This is a genomic window from Sphingorhabdus arenilitoris (genome assembly GCF_042651485.1).
GTDB lineage: Bacteria > Pseudomonadota > Alphaproteobacteria > Sphingomonadales > Sphingomonadaceae > Sphingorhabdus_B > Sphingorhabdus_B arenilitoris.
The window spans coordinates 163,297-182,723 of the sequence record NZ_JBHSDH010000013.1; the positions used below are offsets into that span (position 1 = coordinate 163,297).

21 protein-coding genes are annotated in these 19,427 nt (G+C 54.8%); 11 read left to right on the forward strand and 10 right to left on the reverse strand.

All coding sequences use genetic code 11. The features are described from left to right. Window positions 1–17: 17 nt before the first annotated feature. The 5 genes from ACFOWX_RS04855 to ACFOWX_RS04875 are packed head-to-tail and all read right to left on the reverse strand — an operon-like array spanning window position 18 to window position 5,065. Window positions 18–1,289, reverse strand: coding sequence for a pilus assembly protein CpaE (locus ACFOWX_RS04855; protein WP_381421865.1), 1,272 nt, complete (start codon window positions 1,287–1,289; stop codon window positions 18–20). Beyond that, on the reverse strand, window positions 1,289–1,888 hold the full coding sequence (locus ACFOWX_RS04860; protein ID WP_381421866.1) for a CpaD family pilus assembly protein: 600 nt from the start codon (window positions 1,886–1,888) through the stop codon (window positions 1,289–1,291). Before ACFOWX_RS04860 ends, ACFOWX_RS04855 begins: the two co-directional genes overlap by 1 nt. Window positions 1,889–1,914: 26 nt before the next feature. Continuing rightward, complete coding sequence (locus ACFOWX_RS04865) at window positions 1,915–3,522, reverse strand: type II and III secretion system protein family protein (protein WP_381421868.1); 1,608 nt, start codon at window positions 3,520–3,522, stop codon at window positions 1,915–1,917. 5 nt (window positions 3,523–3,527) lie between these two features. Further along, entirely contained in the window at window positions 3,528–4,544 is a 1,017-nt protein-coding gene (gene cpaB / locus ACFOWX_RS04870; protein WP_381421870.1) for a Flp pilus assembly protein CpaB, read from the reverse strand. A gap of 47 nt (window positions 4,545–4,591) precedes the next feature. After that, window positions 4,592–5,065 carry an A24 family peptidase gene (locus tag ACFOWX_RS04875; protein ID WP_381421872.1) on the reverse strand — a complete coding sequence of 158 codons (474 nt, stop codon included), beginning with the start codon at window positions 5,063–5,065 and terminating at the stop codon, window positions 4,592–4,594. Window positions 5,066–5,105: 40 nt separating this feature from the next. On the opposite strand from ACFOWX_RS04875, the gene ACFOWX_RS04880 reads away from it, so the two are divergent. After that, window positions 5,106–6,071, forward strand: a complete 966-nt coding sequence (locus ACFOWX_RS04880) for an alpha/beta fold hydrolase (protein ID WP_381421874.1) — start codon at window positions 5,106–5,108, stop codon at window positions 6,069–6,071. Further along, window positions 6,068–7,177 (forward strand): NAD(P)/FAD-dependent oxidoreductase, encoded by a 1,110-nt coding sequence (locus tag ACFOWX_RS04885; protein ID WP_381421876.1) that lies wholly within the window; start codon window positions 6,068–6,070, stop codon window positions 7,175–7,177. The genes ACFOWX_RS04880 and ACFOWX_RS04885 overlap by 4 nt, the downstream gene beginning before the upstream one ends. A gap of 36 nt (window positions 7,178–7,213) precedes the next feature. Here ACFOWX_RS04885 and rnhA read toward each other — a convergent pair whose 3' ends face one another. The 3 genes from rnhA to ispH are packed head-to-tail and all read right to left on the reverse strand — an operon-like array spanning window position 7,214 to window position 9,619. Further along, window positions 7,214–7,660 (reverse strand): ribonuclease HI, encoded by a 447-nt coding sequence (gene rnhA, locus ACFOWX_RS04890; RefSeq protein ID WP_381421878.1) that lies wholly within the window; start codon window positions 7,658–7,660, stop codon window positions 7,214–7,216. A 16-nt stretch (window positions 7,661–7,676) separates the two neighbouring features. Then, complete coding sequence (thrB, locus tag ACFOWX_RS04895) at window positions 7,677–8,630, reverse strand: homoserine kinase (protein ID WP_381421880.1); 954 nt, start codon at window positions 8,628–8,630, stop codon at window positions 7,677–7,679. Continuing rightward, entirely contained in the window at window positions 8,630–9,619 is a 990-nt protein-coding gene (ispH, locus tag ACFOWX_RS04900) for a 4-hydroxy-3-methylbut-2-enyl diphosphate reductase (RefSeq protein WP_381421881.1), read from the reverse strand. The genes thrB and ispH overlap by 1 nt, the downstream gene beginning before the upstream one ends. A gap of 145 nt (window positions 9,620–9,764) precedes the next feature. Here ispH and ACFOWX_RS04905 point away from each other — a divergent pair, with 145 nt between their 5' ends. The 9 genes from ACFOWX_RS04905 to tatC all read left to right on the forward strand — a co-directional run bounded on the left by ACFOWX_RS04905 (window position 9,765) and on the right by tatC (window position 17,031). After that, complete coding sequence (locus ACFOWX_RS04905; protein ID WP_381421883.1) at window positions 9,765–10,415, forward strand: hypothetical protein; 651 nt, start codon at window positions 9,765–9,767, stop codon at window positions 10,413–10,415. A gap of 100 nt (window positions 10,416–10,515) precedes the next feature. Then, window positions 10,516–12,240 carry an arginine--tRNA ligase gene (gene argS / locus ACFOWX_RS04910; RefSeq protein WP_381421885.1) on the forward strand — a complete coding sequence of 575 codons (1,725 nt, stop codon included), beginning with the start codon at window positions 10,516–10,518 and terminating at the stop codon, window positions 12,238–12,240. 16 nt (window positions 12,241–12,256) lie between these two features. Next, window positions 12,257–12,910, forward strand: coding sequence for an SPOR domain-containing protein (locus ACFOWX_RS04915; RefSeq protein WP_381421887.1), 654 nt, complete (start codon window positions 12,257–12,259; stop codon window positions 12,908–12,910). A gap of 161 nt (window positions 12,911–13,071) precedes the next feature. Continuing rightward, window positions 13,072–14,133 (forward strand): glycoside hydrolase family 3 N-terminal domain-containing protein, encoded by a 1,062-nt coding sequence (locus tag ACFOWX_RS04920; RefSeq protein WP_381421889.1) that lies wholly within the window; start codon window positions 13,072–13,074, stop codon window positions 14,131–14,133. Beyond that, complete coding sequence (locus ACFOWX_RS04925; RefSeq protein WP_381421891.1) at window positions 14,126–14,929, forward strand: segregation and condensation protein A; 804 nt, start codon at window positions 14,126–14,128, stop codon at window positions 14,927–14,929. Before ACFOWX_RS04920 ends, ACFOWX_RS04925 begins: the two co-directional genes overlap by 8 nt. Next, window positions 14,929–15,549: an SMC-Scp complex subunit ScpB gene (gene scpB / locus ACFOWX_RS04930; protein WP_381421893.1), complete on the forward strand. Its 621-nt coding sequence runs from the start codon at window positions 14,929–14,931 to the stop codon at window positions 15,547–15,549. Before ACFOWX_RS04925 ends, scpB begins: the two co-directional genes overlap by 1 nt. A gap of 110 nt (window positions 15,550–15,659) precedes the next feature. After that, window positions 15,660–15,884, forward strand: a complete 225-nt coding sequence (locus ACFOWX_RS04935) for a twin-arginine translocase TatA/TatE family subunit (protein WP_381421895.1) — start codon at window positions 15,660–15,662, stop codon at window positions 15,882–15,884. A 38-nt stretch (window positions 15,885–15,922) separates the two neighbouring features. Continuing rightward, window positions 15,923–16,264, forward strand: coding sequence for a Sec-independent protein translocase protein TatB (gene tatB, locus ACFOWX_RS04940; protein WP_381421897.1), 342 nt, complete (start codon window positions 15,923–15,925; stop codon window positions 16,262–16,264). After that, window positions 16,261–17,031, forward strand: coding sequence for a twin-arginine translocase subunit TatC (tatC, locus tag ACFOWX_RS04945; RefSeq protein ID WP_381421899.1), 771 nt, complete (start codon window positions 16,261–16,263; stop codon window positions 17,029–17,031). Before tatB ends, tatC begins: the two co-directional genes overlap by 4 nt. Window positions 17,032–17,065: 34 nt before the next feature. Here the strand turns inward: tatC and ACFOWX_RS04950 are convergent, their stop codons facing one another. Together ACFOWX_RS04950 and ACFOWX_RS04955 are read right to left on the reverse strand one after the other, a co-directional pair. Beyond that, window positions 17,066–17,191, reverse strand: a complete 126-nt coding sequence (locus tag ACFOWX_RS04950) for an entericidin A/B family lipoprotein (RefSeq protein ID WP_381421901.1) — start codon at window positions 17,189–17,191, stop codon at window positions 17,066–17,068. A gap of 52 nt (window positions 17,192–17,243) precedes the next feature. Beyond that, window positions 17,244–19,352 (reverse strand): TonB-dependent receptor, encoded by a 2,109-nt coding sequence (locus tag ACFOWX_RS04955; RefSeq protein ID WP_381421903.1) that lies wholly within the window; start codon window positions 19,350–19,352, stop codon window positions 17,244–17,246. Window positions 19,353–19,427: the final 75 nt, after the last annotated feature.

The following is a 19,427-nucleotide window of genomic DNA, read 5'->3' on the forward strand; positions in this document are numbered from 1 at the left end:
AAATCGCTGGGTTAAACTTATCCGTCTTTATCGGATTTTTTGGCTAGCAAGGATTTCAGACCGCCAAACATGGACGATTTTGATTTGCTTTCCTCATCGGGTGCTCCATCGCCGTCTTCTGCCGATCCGGAAACCAGATCAGCCAAGGTGGAGATTGCGGTGGCAACTTTGCTGCTGCGTGCCGCTTCAATGACTGGACGGCCCAATTTTGCGGCTTGAGCAGTCGCCTTGCTGTCGAAGGGAATGATAAGATCGATTTTCCGCTCAATCGTCGATTCAAAATCCTTACGCGAAATTTCAATCGCTGCGGGCTGCATCTTATTCACAACGATCAACGGCTTGCACGCAGGTGCGTTGCTTTTCATCCAAGCCAGAATGCGGATAGCATCGCGGGCACCCGCCAGCGTTAATTCGGTGGCGATCACCATCACGTTCACATCTTGCGCCAAATGCGGATATGCGATCAGCATGTTGCGCGGCAAATCGATGATGGTCGTTTCAAATGCAGCGCGAAATTCTTCCTGCAATTGGAAAAAGGCCGTGCCGTCCGACATGATCGGATTGCTCATGGCCGCTTCTGCTGACAGGATTGAAAGCCGGTCATTGGCTTTGATCATAGCGCGTTCGATAAACAGGCCGTCAATGCGGCTAGGGTTATCAATGGCGTCGGTCAGGCCGCGTCCGGGTTCCAAATCCATGGCAAGTGCGCCCGTGCCAAAATGCACGTCAAGATCGAGGAAACCTGTGGGACGAGATAAACGGTCGGAAAATGTCCAGGCGAGCGACGATGCGATCGTCGATGCGCCCACACCGCCGCGCGTTCCAATGACCGCCGCAGAGATATGCGGGCGGTCCGTGTTGCCATCATCATGCCTTGGTGCGTGCAATATATTTTGCGCATGGGCAATGGCATCGCGCATGGCATCGGGGCTAAGCGGTTTCAGTAGATAATCCTGCAGACCGGATAGCAGCAAATCCCGGTATAAGCGGACGTCATTCACTTGCCCGACGGCGATCACCACCGTGCCGGGCTCACACACTTCGGCCAGCGAGTTGATATCGTTGATCGGGTCGCCCGATTCCGATAAGTCGACGAGCAATATTTGCGGGCTTGCAGAAACGGATAGCGATTGAACCGCGTTGCGCAGGCCGCCCTTAAAGGCTTTTTCCTGGCTCCATCCCATTTCATCGCAGACGCTGCGCACGACATCCAAAGTCAGGTCGTCGCAGACGAAACCTACAAACGGATCCTTATTACCCGCAGCAAGAGATTTCACTGGTGCGTTCATTATTGATCTCCGGTTTTGGTGCGATAGGCTTGAATTGCATTTTTGCCGCTACTGCTATCGAGTTTTTCATTTTCCTTGCCGCGCACCAAATCTTCGGGATCGGCAATCATTGCGGCCATAGTGCTGTTAACTGCGCAGCCATAATTGGGGTGGGTTGAGCTGTTATAATTTGCTTCGGTAGACTTGCTCCAATTGGGGCAGCCGGGCACCGAGGCAGAGGAGCGTGTTACAACAATTCGGACCGTACCGGGGGCGACGGCACCCGGAGTTACCGGCGCTGTATCAGCGATCAACATTCCGCGTTCAGCGGCCATTTGAGCGACCTCGTTTTTGATGGTATTATTGGCATAGCCCGCGCCGTAATCTACCGATACACGGTCACCATAGCCCAGCTGCAATGCGTTCATCCATTCGCCCACGCGCACTTTTTCGCCCGGAGCAATCCCGGATGATCCATTGGCATTCACATCAATGGCGAAATTGGTCCGTTCGACCACCGGCTGATTAGCGGAATATAAGGAAGTATTCGAACCCATTGCTCCGCAACCGGCCAAACCGAAACTGATCGTCGCTGCAATCAGGAATTTTGTCTTAATCATGGCTATTCTCCTGAAACGGTTGCTAATTATTCAAAACTAAAGCCAGGAACAGATGCCTGTGTCTTGCCCTCTGGTGCTTTTTGAGGCAGCGGCGGCATGGCTTCGCTTACCGAACCCAGATCAGGTCCGTTTGATTGTTCCTTAACAGTAGGAGCGGGCCGTCCCGTGTCATCTTTCTTACCGCTCAATTTTCCGAGCAATACCCGTTCAATGTCATTTGGCGAATTGAACCCGTCAGTCGGAAGCACGATTTCATTGTCAGATACAGGCTTCACCAGATAAGGCGTCACGATAATCATCAATTCGGTTTCATTTTTGCGCCAGCCATTGGATTTGAACAATGCGCCCAAAATCGGAATATCACCGGCGCCAGGCATTTTGTCGACCGAGCTGGACAATGTGTTTTGCAAAAGGCCTGCGATCATAAAGCTTTGACCTGAACCCAGTTCAACGGTGGTGTCGGCCATGCGGGAGTTAATCGAGGGAACTTCGAAACCAGCGATACGGACCGAATTCTGGGACGACACATCGGATACTTCCGGCCGGACCCGCAACGATATGCGGCCGTTGGACAGGACGGTAGGCGTATAGGTTAAGCTTACGCCATAATTTCGAAATTCCACACCAGTGGAGCCAAGTCCGGCCTGAACCGGGATAGGGAATTGTCCACCAGCGCGAAATTCTGCTGTTTCACCCGACACTGTGGTTAGGTTTGGTTCTGCCAAAGTCGACAGTAAACCCGCACGTTCCGACAGTTCGAAGGCTGCTCCAACATCAAAACCGAATAACCGGCCAGCCGCTTGCAAGGCATTACCGCCATCAACATTGTTGAAGGTATATTGCGATCCGCCTGTTACAAATTGTCCAGTCTGCGGGTTAAATGGCAGGCTGAGTGAACCTGCGGGCAGACCAAATTGTGACGACGCATCCAGCCTCGGCAATGATGATACATCTATATCACCTATATCTATAAAGCCGCTATTGCGCTGCACGCCAAATAGGAATCCGTTTGAATTATCGCGCGTCGCCAGGTTGCCGTTGATTTCTTTTGCCAATGACCGGCTAACCTCGGCGATCCGCACGCGCAAGTTTACTTGCAGGGGCGTGGCATTTTTCAATCGGCTGATAACGGTCGTACCGCTGCCGGCAAATGCCTGAACAAGGCGCTGCGCCTCCTCTGCATCTTCAGGGTTGGCGACAGTTCCGGTCAACAATACTGCACCGTTCATGGTCGTGATCTGAATGTCGGCATCCGGCATAGCGAGGCCAAGCATTTGATCGAGTGAGTCTAGATTGCTGCCAACGCGGATCGTCGCTGTATAAATATTACGACCAGCAGCGTCCGTTGCATAAATTGTCGTTTCACCCGGTCCTTTGGCCAAGACATAAAATTGGCGGCCCGAGATAATCTGCAAATCGGCAATCGCCGGGTCGGCAACAACCACGTCGGCGGCGGTTTGCGGCAGGTTAATCTGCTGCCCGCGTCCGATCGATAGGACGATCACCTTGCCATTTGATGCAGCTTGGCTGGATGGAGCGGCAAATGCGGATGGCGCGGACAATGCAGTGGTGCCTAAGGCTACCGTAATGGCTGCGGCGGCAAAACCGGCTTTCAGATGTTTGGTATAGGTCATTTCGATTATCTCCGCTCTATCTGAACTTCTTGGGTATTCGCCCCGCGGGACACCCGAACGACAGGTCCTTTAACGATCTTCTCAATCGTTTTCTGTTCAACAGCAGCTTGCGCAGCGGCCTGAATTACGGTCTTTGGTGCTTCTCTGCGTTGGAAGCGTGATATATCGCCGCCGGTTGAGAAAGTGCCGCCGCCGTCAATGGGACGGCTTTTGACCGAAGCCAAAATTCGCTGTTCTTCTTCGGGCGTTGCGCCTGCCGGAATTTTGACGGAGCCGGATGCTAGAGCTTGTTCCAATTCGGTTGCATTATCGGCAAGTGCCCGCAAAGACATGCTGATCGTACCTATGGAGCGGGCCACGGTGATTTTTTCGGCCATACGCGGTGTCATTTCTACAGTCACAAGCGTGAAACTGCGAACCTGCGTATTGCCATTTTCATCGACAGTAGGCTGCGCGCGCTGGTCAGTTGCCAGAACCCGCACATTGCGAACGATCGTTTCCGAAACCTTCAGCGGTTGGCCTTCTTGAACAGGCACACCTTGCGTCAGGAAAAGGTCAACGCGGTCGCCGGGGAAAACAAAACCGGCCACGCCTTCCGATATTTTCATCGGTATCGCGATGGCCCGCATGCCAGGGCTTAACGCAGCAGCGAGGAAGCCGCGATCACCAGGCGCGACAAGCGAACCTTGCGTGACCGGTTGTCCGGCAGTGATCGGCGTGCGCACAACAGTACCAGCCAGTTTTTCGATATCGGGTTGGCCTTCGCCGCCTTCAATGAAGTAAGCTTCTTCAACCAGCTCTTCGGGCCATGGCTGATAGCGCAAAGCCTCGGCCGTGATCAAAGTGCCAACGGGCAATGCACGCGTCGCCACCAGAACCTTTGGGCCAGTCGGCACAGGCGCGGCCACAACGGCTTTCGCATTGGGTGCCGATGCACCGGTTAACATACTGCGCGCCATAAAGGCGGATAAAACGGCTATAAGCAGCGCGCTTACCAGTAAGATTACTTTTTTCCTATCCATGACGAACTAGGCCTCCTGAAGGGTCCCCTGATTGAGAGGGACGTTATTCATCCAAAATGGTTAAAAAATGGTTCACTGACCGCCCATATGCCGGCGAGGGAGATCGCTATCCCGTAAGGAATGAGCGCCGGACCCTTGCGTTTTCGCATCTTATGCGAGACGGCAAAAAAGATTGTCACGAACAGCCCCAGCACCGATGCGACCAGAACCAAGGTGATAAATTTGGTCAGTGAAAACCAAAGAGCGAGGGCGGAGAACAGCTTTACATCGCCGCCCTTCATCCAGTTTAATGCAAAGAAAATGCTGAAAATGCCGAAAGTGACAATTGCAGTTGCAATTTGCATGCCCGCAAACTGCCATCCCAATTGACCCGACGCATACCAATATACCGGCGCCGCCAACACGATGGCGAGCGTCACGAAATTGTAAATCTTGCGGTGGCGTATGTCCGAGTAGATGGTAAACATCAGAGCAATTGCCAAGCCGCCAAGCAGCGCGTAGGTGAGATTTTGCATATCCATGCCGCCCGCATTAACCAATAGAAATTACCAAAAGGTAACCATGGCCAAAGCTTTAGAAATCATCGACCGCCGTTCGATACCCTCCACCGCCACCGAAAGCAGCTGGAAAGCCGAGGATGGCTGGGAAATCCGCCGTATCGACTGGGCGGGCCGTGGCGGCGCGAAACAGGCGCGGGGATCAATTTTATTTTTGCCCGGACGCGGCGACCATTATGAAAAATATCTCGAAACGCTCGATTATTATGCGGCGGCAGGGTGGAATGTGACGTCTACCGATTGGCGGGGACAGGGTTTGTCGGGGCGCTATTTGGATGATCCCCATGTTGGTCATATTGATGATTTTTCAACGTGGATCGCAGATATCCGGTATTTTTACAGCAAATGGGAGGCAGAGCAGCCCGGCCCTCATGTCGTCATCGCGCACAGCATGGGCGGGCATCTGGCCATGCGGACTGCCGCCGAGGGCGCGATTCATCCCGATGCGCTGATATTGAGCGCGCCGATGCTGTGCATTCATACAGCTGGATTGCCATTGTCCGTTAACCATGCATTTGCCCGTTTCATGGTCTGGCTGGGCAGGGGCGAACGGCCGGCATGGAAAGTGAGCGAAAAACCGTTGTCCGCCATGAGCCTGAGGGCGAAAATCTTAACCCATGACCCGGACCGTTACGCCGATGAGCTAGCTTGGTGGGAGAAACGGCCCGGCGTGAAATTGGGACCAGCCAGCTGGCACTGGATTGAAAGAGCCATCGCCTCCATCCGGTCGCTGGAAGGAGCAGGCAAGCTCGAAAATATGAAAATACCAACGCTGTTGATGGCGACAACTGCCGATCAATTGGTCAGTACGAGGCGGATCATTGCCGATGAAAAACGGCTGCCTCATTCAGAAATTTTGTTATTTGGAAAAGAGGCCGCGCATGAATTACTGCGGGAAGTGGATGAGGTGCGCGATAAATGCCTTGATGCAATGAACCGCTTCATGGATGAACACGCTCCGAAGAAATGACAGATTTTGATGTAGCGATTATTGGCAGCGGGATTGCCGGGGCCAGCCTTGCGTCGCAATTGGCAGGCGCGGCAAGATTATTGCTATTGGAAGCAGAATCGCAACCCGGGTATCATGCAACCGGGCGCAGCGCTGCATTTTGGACCGAAAGCTATGGCGGCCCGATGGTGCAGCCGCTGACCAGTGCATCTGGCCCGTTTTTATCTGCGCCGCCGCCCGATATATCGGACCAGCCATTTATGCACCCAAGAGGCGCGCTGCATATTGGGCGGGAAGCTGACCGGACGCTTGCCAGCAAACTGTTGGCCGATTTTGCGCCCAGCGGGGTTTCGATTACCCCGGTTAGCGCAGCTGAAATAGCGCGGCGGGTCGGCCATATCCAAAGCGATTGGACCATCGGCCTGTGGGAGCCTGATTGCTGTGATATCGATGTCGGCGGCCTGCACAGCGCCTATTTGCGCGCTGCGAAACGCAAGGGAGCGAAACTGGCCTGCAACGCGGCGCTGCGCCGCGCCGAATTTGGCAATGGACGGTGGGCGTTGGAGACGGCGGCGGGCAATTTTACTGCGAAGGCTATCGTAAATGCCGCAGGTGCGTGGGCCGACCAAGTGGCGGAACGCTGCGATATTCGGCCAATTGGCATCACTGCCTATCGCCGGACGGTATTGCAATTGCAAACGGACCCCGGATTTGCAGCCAATTTACCACTCGTCATCGCGCTTGATGGCAGTTTCTATTTCAAACCCGAAGCCGGCGGGCGAATATGGCTGAGCCCGCATGACGAAACGCCAAGTCCGCCCTGTGACGCGGCACCCGAAGAAATGGACATAGCCATCGCCATGGACCGTTTTCAACAAGTGACCAATTGCGCTCAGATAAAATTGGAACGCAAATGGGCGGGCCTGCGCAGCTTTGCGCGCGACCGGTTGCCAGTAATCGGTGCTGATCCGGAATGTAGCGCATTTTTCTGGCTGGCGGGGCAGGGCGGTTTTGGCATCCAAACCGCACCCGCCACAGCGCAGCTCGCCGCGTCACTATTATCGGGCAACATTACGGCGCCAGCACATGTCGATCCGGCACATTATGCGCCGGACAGGTTTCGATAATTTCAGTTGCGCCGGAACAGCGCCGGCATTGCGGCCTTAATCCTCAACGGGTGTCGCAGCTTCTGCGGCATTGCTTGCCAAGGCATCGGCGCGGTCATTGCCTTCATGGCCGGAATGGCCCTTTACCCATCGCCATTCAATATCGTGACGTGCAGAAGCTTCGATCAGATCATGCCATAAATCGGCATTGCGTACAGGTTGTTTCGACGCGTTTTTCCAGCCATTACGCTGCCATCCGGCAACCCATTTCGTTATGCCTTCGCAGACATATTTGCTGTCTGTATGGAGCAGTACATTGCAAGGTTCGATCAATATATTCAACGCATTGATCGCGGCGAGCAGTTCCATCCGGTTATTGGTGGTGTCGGGATCACCGCCGGATATTTCTTTTTCATGTTCGCCATAACGGATGAGCGCCCCCCATCCTCCAGGACCAGGGTTGCCTTTACATGCGCCATCAGTGAAAATTTCAACTTGCTTCATAATAAAGCCTCATTTTTCACAATTTATCGAACCGATCTGTGTAAAAATCAAGCCGCCTCAAAAAGGCCAACGGGTCTTTTTGGGTCACAATTGCGCTCTTGGGTGTATTGATCCAGTCAAAACAGCGGGTCAACAAAAAGCGCAAGCACGCCGCGCGGGCAAGAATGGGAAAAGCGTCACGCGTTGCACGATCGCTGCCATGGCTTTGTTCATATCCCGACAATAATGCACGGCCGATTTCGGGATGATAATCCGCACCATCGCTCGAAAAACTCCAGGCGGCGTGCGTTACTGCTAGGTCGTAACCGCGAATATCGGTACATGCGAAATAAAAATCGATCAGGCCTGATACCCGGTCATCCAATATCAAAACATTGTCAGGGAATAGGTCGGCATGAATGGCGGCAACCGGTAAATGGACCGGCCAATGCGCTTCAACATAATCGCATTCCGCAAATATCCGCTCCGACAGGCCGGGAGAAATGCTGTCCAATGCATCTGTGCCGCAGCGCATTGCCAATGGCCGAAAGGCGGCAACGCCGAGGCTATTGGGCCGTTCCATCGTAAAGTCGGCCAGCGCTTTATGCATGTCGCCCAGCGCTTTACCAGTCGCCTGCGCCTGCACGGCGGTGGGTGTGGACACGGAGAAGCCAGAGAGGAATTCGATCAGACAGGCCGGGCGGCCGCATAATTGTTGCAGCCAATTGCCGTCGCGGTCATCAATGAACCGCGGCACTTTGCAACCGGCGGCATGCAAATGGCCGAGCAGCGCATAGAAAAATGGCAGGTCTTCGGGATCGACGCGCTTTTCATATAAAGTCAAAATATAACGGGAACGCGTGGTTTCGACGAAATAGTTGCTATTTTCGACACCCTCCGCAATGCCTTTTAACGCAACAAGGTCGCCCACGTCATAACGAGCCAGCAGCTCTGCCGCCTCTTCTGCACCGACTTGTGTGTAAACGGCCATTAACTTGCTGCGCCGGAGGTCTCATTCGCCAATTCGCGTGGCAGTTTGAAAATGATGCTTTCTTCGGCAGTCGTCACCTGTTCTTCTTTAACATCGAAGAATCGGCCCAAATGATCGACAATTTCGCGCACCAATATTTCCGGAGCCGATGCCCCAGCGGTCAGTCCCATGGTTGTTACGCCGTCCAACCAGCTCAGATTTATTTCGCTCGCCCGTTGCACCAGGTAGGATTGTGCACCGCCGCGTTTTGCAACTTCGACAAGGCGCAGCGAATTGGAGCTATTGGGCGCGCCGATCACGATCACCAACTGGCATCTATTGGCAATAGCCTTAACCGATTCCTGGCGATTAGATGTGGCGTAGCAAATATCTTCGCCCTTTGGACCGACGATTGACGGGAAGCGCTCTTGCAGGATTTGGACGATTTCGGCGGTATCATCCACCGACAATGTGGTCTGCGTCAGGAAGGACAGATTTTCAGGATCATCGGGCTGAAAATTGCGGGCGTCCTCCGCAGTTTCGACGAGCGACATGGTGCCGGCAGGAACCTGACCAAAAGTGCCCACGACCTCTGGATGACCTTTATGGCCGACAAAAACAATATGACGCCCGGCCTCGACCTGACGTTCGGCTTGCCGGTGCACTTTGGAGACCAAAGGACAGGTAGCGTCCAGATAGGCAAGGCCGCGGTCCTGCGCATTTTGAGGAACGGATTTTGGCACGCCATGTGCGGAAAATACCACGTGAGCATCATCAGGGACTTCGTCCAATTCCTCAACGAAGATCGCCCCTTTTGCTTTCAGGCTGTCGACCACGAACCGGTTATGAACAATTTCATGCCGTACATAAACGGGTGCACCATGCTGTTCGAGGGCCAATTCAACAATTTTGATCGCGCGGTCGACGCCGGCACAAAATCCACGGGGGGCAGCCAATAATAGCTGCAATGGAGGCTTGCTTTCGCCATGAAGAGAGAGTTGTTCAGTCATCGGCAATGTCCTTTAAGTAATGTCACCGCGAACGCCAAGCGCTTTCGGCTGTTGCACCGAAACACTCTGGCGGATAAGGACCAATAACAATTTTTCGCCAGCAAGCCGCGAAAACTAAGATAACAGCTGCAAGGATAGACCGGTAATGAAAAAAAGCGCCTTGATTATAATGACTTCTATGGCCGCGATGCTTGTGTCCGCTTGTTCACGCGACGGCGAATTGGACATATCATCCGGCGTTGGGGTCAGCATTACGCGCTCGGGCTGTCCTGCTGTGGCGGTTCCCGATGGCACGGGCGACATTACCTTGTTTAATCCGGAAAACCGTCAGGATGCCGACGCCATCGACGTGGTTGCGACATTGACCAAGCTCCGCCCCGCCTGCAATGATTCAGGTGAGAAAATCTATACCGAAACCAGTTTTGAAGTGCAGGCAAGTCGCCGCGATACACAGGGCGCACGGTCGGTGACCTTGCCCTATTTCTCAACCGTGGTTCAGGGCGGCAGCGCGGTTGTTGCCAAACGCGTGGGCGAAGTGACGGTGCAATTTGCCGATGGTCAGTCGAAAGCGACCGCAACGGGCAAGGCCGCAAGCTATATTGACGCCGAAAGTGCGCGTCTGCCCGCCGATATTGTGGCGAAAATCACAAAGAAGCGTAAACCGGGCGACCCCGATGCCGCGCTTGACCCGCTGGCCGATCCCGAAGTGAAGGCCGCCGTGGTCCGGTCCAGTTTTGAACTGCTCATCGGGTTTCAGCTGACCGAGGATCAACTGCGATATAACGTAACGCGTTAATCGAGGTTTTTTTGCAGGGGCAGGCTGATCATATGCGCCGCCTCAATTTCCCTTGTGGCGGCGCGGATAGCTGTGCCGCCCAGCTGTAAGGATTATTGTCGTGACTATTTTTACCCACTTTGCCGGACTTGTTGGGCAGGCTCTGGACGTGCTGGAGAATGATGGCACAATCGAGCCCGGGTTGGACCGCTCCAATATCGCAGTCGAACCGCCGCGCGATGCGTCGCATGGGGATCTCGCCATCAATGCGGCCATGGTGCTGGCCAAGCCTGCAAAAATGAACCCGCGCGCGCTTGCCGAATTGCTGTCTGAACAATTACGGGCTCATGCTGCGGTCGAATCGGTCGAGATTGCCGGACCGGGTTTCTTGAATTTGCGGCTGGCTTCGTCGGTGTGGCTGGATGAGTTGAATCAGATTGCGAAGCTAGGCGATGATTATGGCCGCTCCGATATGGGGCAGGGGCATATCGTCAATGTCGAATATGTCTCCGCCAATCCCACAGGCCCCATGCATATGGGCCATTGCCGCGGCGCGGTTGTGGGCGATGCGCTGGCCGATTTGCTGGAATTTGCGGGCAATAAGGTTGTCCGTGAATATTATATCAATGACGCAGGCGGGCAGGTGGATGTGCTCGCCCGGTCTGTTTATCTGCGCTATTTACAGGCGCTGGGCGACGACATTGAAATTGCCGAAGGACTGTATCCCGGCGACTATCTGATCCCGGTTGGGCAGCGGCTGGCCGGCCAATATGGCGACCAGTATCGCGGGCGCGATGAAGCCGAATGGCTTGCGCTATTTCGCACCGAAGCTGTCGCCGACATGATGGACATGATCCGGGCTGATTTGAAGCTGCTGGGCATCGAGCATGATATATTCGCGTCCGAGGCGCAGCTTCATGTTGAGGGCAAGGCCGACGCCGCGGAGGCCGAATTGCGCGCACGTGATTTGGTCTATGATGGCGTATTGGAAAAGCCAAAGGGCAAGGAAATAGAGGATTGGGAGCCGGTGACTCTGCCGCTGTTCCGGTCCACCCAATTTGGCGATGATCAGGACCGGCCGATCAAAAAATCCGGCGGCGCGTGGACCTATTTTGGTGCCGATTTGGCCTATCATTTCCAAAAGGCACAAAATGCCGATGAGCTGATCAATATCTGGGGCGCGGACCATGCCGGGACGGTAAAGCGGATCAAGGCGGCGGTGGAGGCTTTGACGCAGGGCAAGGCCAAGTTTGACATTAAACTGGTGCAAATGGTGCGCCTGTTGCGCGGCGGCGAACCTGTTAAAATGTCGAAACGGTCAGGCAGCTTTGTGACGTTGGCCGATGTGGTGGAGGAAGTGGGCAAAGATGTCGTCCGCTTTACCATGTTGACCCGTAAAGCCGACGCGCAGATGGATTTCGATTTTGCCAAAGTGGTGGAGGCATCGAAGGACAATCCCGTATTCTACGTGCAATATGCCCATGCCCGGATCCAGTCGACCCTGCGTAAAGCGGCGGCGGAAGAGGGACTGTCGCCAGATGCAGCGCACATTGATCTGCTGGGTGGCGAAGAATTAGCGCTTATCCGCGAAGCCGCAAATTTCCCGCGCATCGTCGAAGCCGCAGCAAAGGCGCGGGAGCCGCACCGGATTGCCTTTTACCTCAATGATTTGGCTGCGGCCTTTCATAGCTATTGGAATCTTGGTAATGATAATGCCGACAAACGCTTCATATTGGCACAAAAGCCCGAATTGACATCGGCAAGGCTTTTCTTGGCAGTAAATATCGGGCAGATATTGCGAAACGGGCTGCGCCTCATGGGCGTCGAAGCGGCCGATACAATGTGATTGAAGGGGAATATTCATGAGCGATACCAATAATGATGGACTGAATCTTGACGATCCGGATCGCTTACCTTGGCTGGAAACCGCCGATGGATATGAATATGATGATGGCGCATCACCGTTAAAGGTCGCAGGCTTGGTGCTCGGCGGTCTGGCGTTGCTCGCTTTGATTGTTGGCGGCATTTACTGGATGCAGCGTAATCAAACCGGCGGCGTTGACGGCGGCAATGGTGAGTTAATTGCCGCGCAAGAGGGCGATTATAAAGTGCGTCCTGAGGATGCCGGCGGTAAAAGCTTCGAAGGGGAGGGCGATGCCGCCTTTGCTGCGAGTGAGGGCAAGAAAACCGCTTCGACCGTTTCGACCGCAAAGCCGGAAGCCGCTGCGCCCGTTCCCGCGCCTGCAGCTCCTGGCGCCAATGCGCCGATCGCGGCGGGCAGCAGCTTCGTTCAAATGGGCGCATTCAGCGATGCCGCCAGCGCCGACAAAGCATGGGCAGCGCTCGGCAAGCGTTTCGCGTTTCTGTCGGGCGTGAATAAGCGCATTGCCGAAGGTTCAGGCGAGGGCGGGCGCAAGGTATTCCGATTGCAAGCCGTAGCGAGCGATGCCGCCGCCGCGCAGCAGCTTTGCGCCAAGCTGAAAGCTGCGGGTGAGGGCTGCTTGATCGTCAAATAGGTTTAATGAAGCGCCGGGGAGAGCAAGGGCTGTAGCTGCAAAATGCAGCTACGGCTCTTTTTATGCACAGATTTCCTGCGCCTTTGTTGCTTCCTACCCTTGTTTTGCCGCTGGTCCGGCGATAGCCTTTACCCCATGATGAACATTTGGCTGATCACATTATGAAGCCCGTTATATTTGGCCTCTCCGGCTTGACCATAACCGAGGGCGAACGGGATTTTTTCCGCGATGTTCGGCCCGCCGGTTACATTCTGTTTGGCCGCAACATCGAAAGCCGCGATCAAATGCGGGCGTTAACCGATGATTTGCGGGCGCTGCACGGGGATGAGGATCTGCCGATATTGATCGATCAGGAAGGCGGACGAGTGGCGCGGATGAAACCGCCCATCTGGCCGCAATTTCCGGCAGGCGGCGTGTTTGACGCGCTCTATGATATTGCGCCCATGACCGCGATTGAAGCGGCGCGGGTGAATGCAGAGGCGATTGCGCTGACGTTGGAAGAGGTGGGCGTGACCGTCAATTGCCTGCCGGTGCTCGATGTACGGGTGCCCGAAACCCATGCCGCCATTGGCGACCGCGCGCTGGGTAGCGACCCCGTTCGGGTGGCCGCATTGGGCCGCGCGATATTGGATGGCCTATCGAAAGGCGGCGTGGTGGGTGTGGTCAAACATATGCCAGGTCAGGGCCGTGCAGCGGTCGACAGCCATTATGACCTGCCCCGCGTCACGGCAATAGCAGAGGAATTGGAGCAAGATATTGCACCTTTTCGCAGCCTGCATAATGCGCCTATGGGAATGACTGGCCATATCATGTTCGACGCGTGGGATAGCGAGCTGTGCTCCACCATGTCGCCGGTCATCATTGAAAATGTCATTCGCGGCCAAATGGGCTTTGACGGCCTGTTGATGAGCGATGATCTCGATATGGAGGCATTATCGGGCGATGTCAGCGACCGTGCAGCCGGATGCGTTGCGGCGGGATGCGACATTGCGCTTAATTGCTGGGGCCGGATGGATGAGATGATCCGGATCGCGGACAAATTGCCCGAGATAAGCGAATTGTCGCTGGCCCGGCTGAACCGCGCGATGGCAAGCCGCAGCAAAGCGGCGCAGGGCGAACGGCTTGCTGGATTGCTCGACAAACGGGATCAATTGATCGCGATGGCAGGCGGCAATGCAGAGGCCAAGCTGACCAAAGCGGCAACGGGCGCATCGCATGGATGATGATCTGTTTATCGAGGATGACGCACAGCTTCGGGCGAAGCCGCCTGTTGACCCCGATATATTGACCATCGATGTGGACGGCTGGGAAGGGCCGCTCGACCTTCTCTTAACGCTTGCGCGCAGCCAGAAAGTGGATTTGCGCGAAATATCGATATTGGAGCTGGTCGAACAATATCTGCATTTCATTGAAAATGCGCGTTCGTTAAAATTGGAATTGGCGGCCGATTATCTGGTGATGGCGGCGTGGCTGACCTATTTGAAATCGGGGCTGCTCTTACCAAAGGACCCGGCGATTGACCCGTCGCCAGAGGAATTGGCGCTGCGCCTGCAATTGCGGCTCGAAAGGCTGAATGCGATGCGGGAGAGCGGGGCGCGGTTAATGGCCCGCGACCGAATTGGGCGTGATGTGTTCCTGCGCGGTAATCCGGAAGGGTTGCGGGTGGTGAAATCGCGCAGCTGGCAATGTAATTATTTCGATCTTATCACCGCCTATGGGCAGGTGAATGCCCGCACGCAGCCAGTGCTCCACGTCGTCAAAAAACGAGCGGTGATGACATTGGAAGAGGCGTTAGAGCGGGTGTCCGCGATGATTGGCCGCGCAGTTGAATGGACCGCGATTGAAGCATTCCTGCCCGTAGGCGCCGACAAAGCTCTTCGAAAATCCGCGCTGGCCTCTAGTTTTCTGGCGGCATTGGAATTGGCCAAGCGTGGCGCGCTGGAGATTGAACAGGAAGGCAGTTTCGCGCCTCTCATGCTACGGCGGCGAGCGGGCGTGCGAGCCGAGGAGCGGGTTTGATGTTGATTGAGCATGATCCGGATGTGCGCGCGGTTGAGGCGGCTTTGTTTGCCGCTGAGGCACCGATGACAGCGGAGCAGATAAAGCTGTATGTCGGCGAATCGGTTGATGTCGGCGCTGCGCTCCGCACGCTGGCGGACCATTATCAGGGGCGCGGGATTGAGCTTGTTTGCCGCGCAAAGGCTTGGCATTTCCAAACTGCGCCTGACCTGTCCCATTTGCTGCGCCGGGAAAAAGCCGAAATGCGCAAATTATCGCGCGCGGCGGTCGAGACATTGGCGATCATTGCCTATCATGAGCCGGTTAGCCGAGCGGAGATTGAGGCGATACGCGGCGTTCAGATCAGCAAGGGCACGCTCGATGTCCTTATGGAGGCCGATTGGGTGCGTCCCGCCGGCCGCCGCGACGTTCCGGGCAGGCCGCTGATTTATGCGACGACGCCGGGCTTTCTTACCCATTTCGGTTTGGAGACGCGGCGCGATTTGCCGGGATTACAAGATTTGAGGGCGGCGGGATTGCTGGACCCCGTTGATGATGTGCTGGACGGGATGGATTTTGGCGATGACGAGGAAGAGGCGCACGATGCCTTAGCCAGAGCCGAAAGCGACGAAGAAAATTAAACGGAACTGGAAAATTAAGACATCGGCCCTTAAATCATGTTATAAGGGTAAGAATTTTCGCCGATCATGGCGGTTTATTTTCGCCGGTTAGGACCGGTAAGGAGTTTATCATGGGTGGTTTTAGCATTTGGCATTGGCTGGTCGTCGGAATTTTGGTGCTGCTGCTGTTCGGCAAAGGCAAATTTTCCGGCATGATGGGCGACGTTGCCAAGGGCATTAAAGAGTTCAAAAAAGGCATGGCCGAGGAAGATGAGGCGGAAAAGCCCGCTGCGAAGATTGAAGCGCCGGCCGCGCCAGCTTCGGATGCTGAAAAGCAGAGCGATAAGCAAGCCTGACCTTCGCTGTAGCAGCCATTAAACCGGAATAGCTGTCCATGTTTGACATTGCGTCATCCGAATTTCTGCTCGTGTTGCTGATCGCTTTGGTGGTGATCGGCCCCAAAGATCTGCCTAAAGTCCTTCGGGTCGTCGGCAAATGGGTCGCCAAAGGCCGTGCAATTGTCGCCCAATTCCGGGCAGGCATTGACGATATGGTCCGCGAAAGCGAGCTGAAAGAACTAGAGGAAAAATGGAAGAAGCAGAATGAGGATATTATGCGCGAATATCCTCAAAGCGTTCCGCCCGAGCCATCCGAAGATCAGGAAATGAAAAAAGAGCCTGAGCTTCCCCTTGATGCTGCAGGTGCGCCGCAGACAAAAGAGCAGGGCGTGCCATGACAGAATCGGAACTGGACGATAGCAAAATGCCGCTGCTCGATCATTTGATTGAACTGCGCCGCCGATTGCTGTGGAGCTTTGTTGCGCTTGCCGTTGCTTTTGCCGTCTGTTTCTATTTCGCAAAGCCCATATGGGATATTTTGAAAGAACCCTTGCGGCTCGCCGGTCAGGAAAAGCTGATTTATACCGATTTGTTCGAAGCGTTTTTTGTGGAGATAAAGGTCGCGCTATTCGCCGCGATGATGCTTGCCTTCCCGGTATTTGCCACACAAATATGGAAATTTGTCGCGCCGGGTTTATACCGGAATGAGCAAAAGGCATTTTTGCCCTTCCTGTTTATGACTCCGGTGCTATTCGCTATAGGTGCCTCAATGGCTTTTTTTGTGGCGATCCCGGTTGCCTTGAATTTCCTGCTCGGTTTTACTGATATGTCCGGGGAATTGACGCAGGAAGCGTTGCCTGGGGTCGGCAATTACCTCAATTTCGTCACGACATTCATCTTCGGCTTTGGCGTTGCGTTTCAATTGCCGGTGTTGCTGATGCTGCTCGAAAGAGCGGGGATTGTCTCGCGCGATCAGCTGATTGGCGGACGCCGTTATGCGATTGTGGGCTCCTTCGCGGTTGCGGCCGTACTCACACCGCCGGACATCGTGTCACAGCTGCTTCTCGGCATACCGCTATGCCTGCTCTATGAGCTTTCGATCGTCGCCATCTGGTTTACCCAGCGGCGCAAAAAAGCCCGTGAAGAGTCAGGCAAGCTTGTTTAGGCCGTTAGGCGCTGATCTTAGCCCAAGTTTCTGTTTAATTGATGGCATCCTCGCCCGCTTGGCCGACCGATTCTATATCGCGGCCTAATCCCTTTACCGTGGCGCAGGCCGATGCCAGCAATGATGCCGCAACCAGCAATAATATCGCTCTTTTTTGCATGATGATAATCTCCTTTTGGGGTTAAGAGATTATCATCAAGCGTTTGACCTGACTAGAAACTGAACCGCGCGGTCAAGCGGAAGTCGCGTCCGCCGAGCGGCACGAAATCCTTGGTAAAAGAAGCGGCACGCCGGGCGGTCACATCGAATAAATTATTGGCCGATGCGATCAGCGCGATATTACGGTTGGCACCAAATGGACGCCAGGTTGCGCTCGTATTGACCAGAGTGAAACCCTCGGTCGCCGTTTCAAAAGATGCGGTCTTATTCTGATCATCGCTCCATTCAACTTCGGCGCGCAAATCGAGCTGGCGGCTGTTCAATTCAAAACCGCCCAGCAAGCGCAGCGGGGGAATGCGCGGCACATTGCCGCCGCCGTCTTTAATCTTCGCCCGGGTGTAATCGGCCACGCCGGTCAGGGCGACGTCAAACTCGCGAATATTGGCAATCCGGGCGGAGGCTTCCAGCTCAACGCCCCAGACATTCGCGTCTGCTTGCTGAAATTGAAAAACGGGCAAGCCGTCTTCTTCTTCGCCGGTTTCGGTTTCAAATATAAAACCATCAAAACGGTTGGTATATAATGTCGCGCTCAACCCGATGGTTTGGCTGTCATAACGCGCGTAAATTTCGCCATTCCAGGACCGTTCGCTGTCCAGATTGACATCACCTATTTCAAAGGCTTGGGTTGCAATATGGGGACCATTTGAAAATAATTCTTCGGCCGATGGCGCGCGCCCGGTGCGCGATATATTCGTGCCAAGCTTCAAATCGCCAATCAAATAAGACAAGCCTAAGGCCGCCGACACATTGTTGAAACTGCGATCAACATCCAACGTGTCCGCTGCCAAATTTGCCCGGTCATACCGTGCGGCCAGTTCGATCTCAAAACCGCCCAGCGCAATTTCCTGCAGCGTGAATAGGCCCAATTGCGATGACGTGTTGGGCGGAACAAATGCTTCTGCGCCAATGGCTTCGAAATCGCGGACCTGATATTGGATACCGCTGGCACCTTTCCAGCCGCCATTGTCCGATTGAACCAACTCGGCGCGGCCCTCGATTCCTTGGCTTAAGAAACGGGTTCCCACTTCGGCGCCTTCAAATTCAGTATGTTCATAATCGGCATAGCCAGCGCGGATGTTGATTTTGTCGAAAAATCCGCCGCCAGTATTGACGCTACCGCGCAGGTCAAACCGATATTGGCGCAGGTCGATACTCACCGGTGCTTCGCCTTCTTCTTCTTCGCCGCCCTCTTCTTCACCATGATGTTCTGCTCCGGGACGAGCAGGGACGCCATAATTGGTGTCATAAATGTTGAAGGAAACCCCGAGGCTTCCGCCATCGTCGATGAAGGCTATACCGCTGCCGACTGTCCATGTTTCCACGGCGCTATTGGGAATGTCACCGCGAAGGGCGGCGGTGGCTTCGGCTTCTTCGGCTTCTTCAATATTGCCTTCTTCACGCTCTTCAGCGGCAAAGGCGAGGGCTTCGGCACGTAAGCCGGGCGATAGGACGAAACCGCCGCTGCGCAAATCATCGCTGTTGCGGTAGCTGCCATCGACGTGAAATGCGACACGGTCGGTCAGTTTGAAATCAGCCGATGCGCCGGTTGAATATTCGTTGGCCGCGCTGCCATAACCCAATATCGCGTCGATATGCACCGGCTTGTCCGGGACACTGCGCGGAATACGTTTGTCGATCACATTGACCGCGCCGCCCACTGCCTGCCCGCCGAAAAGCAGCACAGCCGGTCCGCGAAGCACCTCAATGCGTTCTGCGGTTAAACTGTCGATGGTGACGGCATGGTCGGCGGAGGTGTTGGAAACGTCGATATTGCCAATGCCGTCGGTTAACACAGCGACGCGGTTACCCTGATACCCGCGCAGAACGGGACGCGATGCGCCGGGGGAGAAGCTGGTTGCCGAAACGCCGGGAATGCTGAGCAATATATCGCCAATTTGCCCGCGCGTTTTTTCCGCCAAATCTTCGCCTGCAATTGCCGATGTTCCGGCAAGCAGGTCAAGTCGTTCAAAATAAGGGGCGGTGACAACAATTTCCTTGTCGACGTGGAAATCATCATCCTGCTGCTTCGCCGTTTCCTGAGCATGAACCGGTGCGGCGATGGAAATGGCGATGAGCGAAGCAGCGAGGGGGAGAGAGCGCATAGAGACTTTTTCTTTCACAATAAACTGGTGATGCGGGGCCAATAGATATAATGATACAACATTACAAGCGAGCAA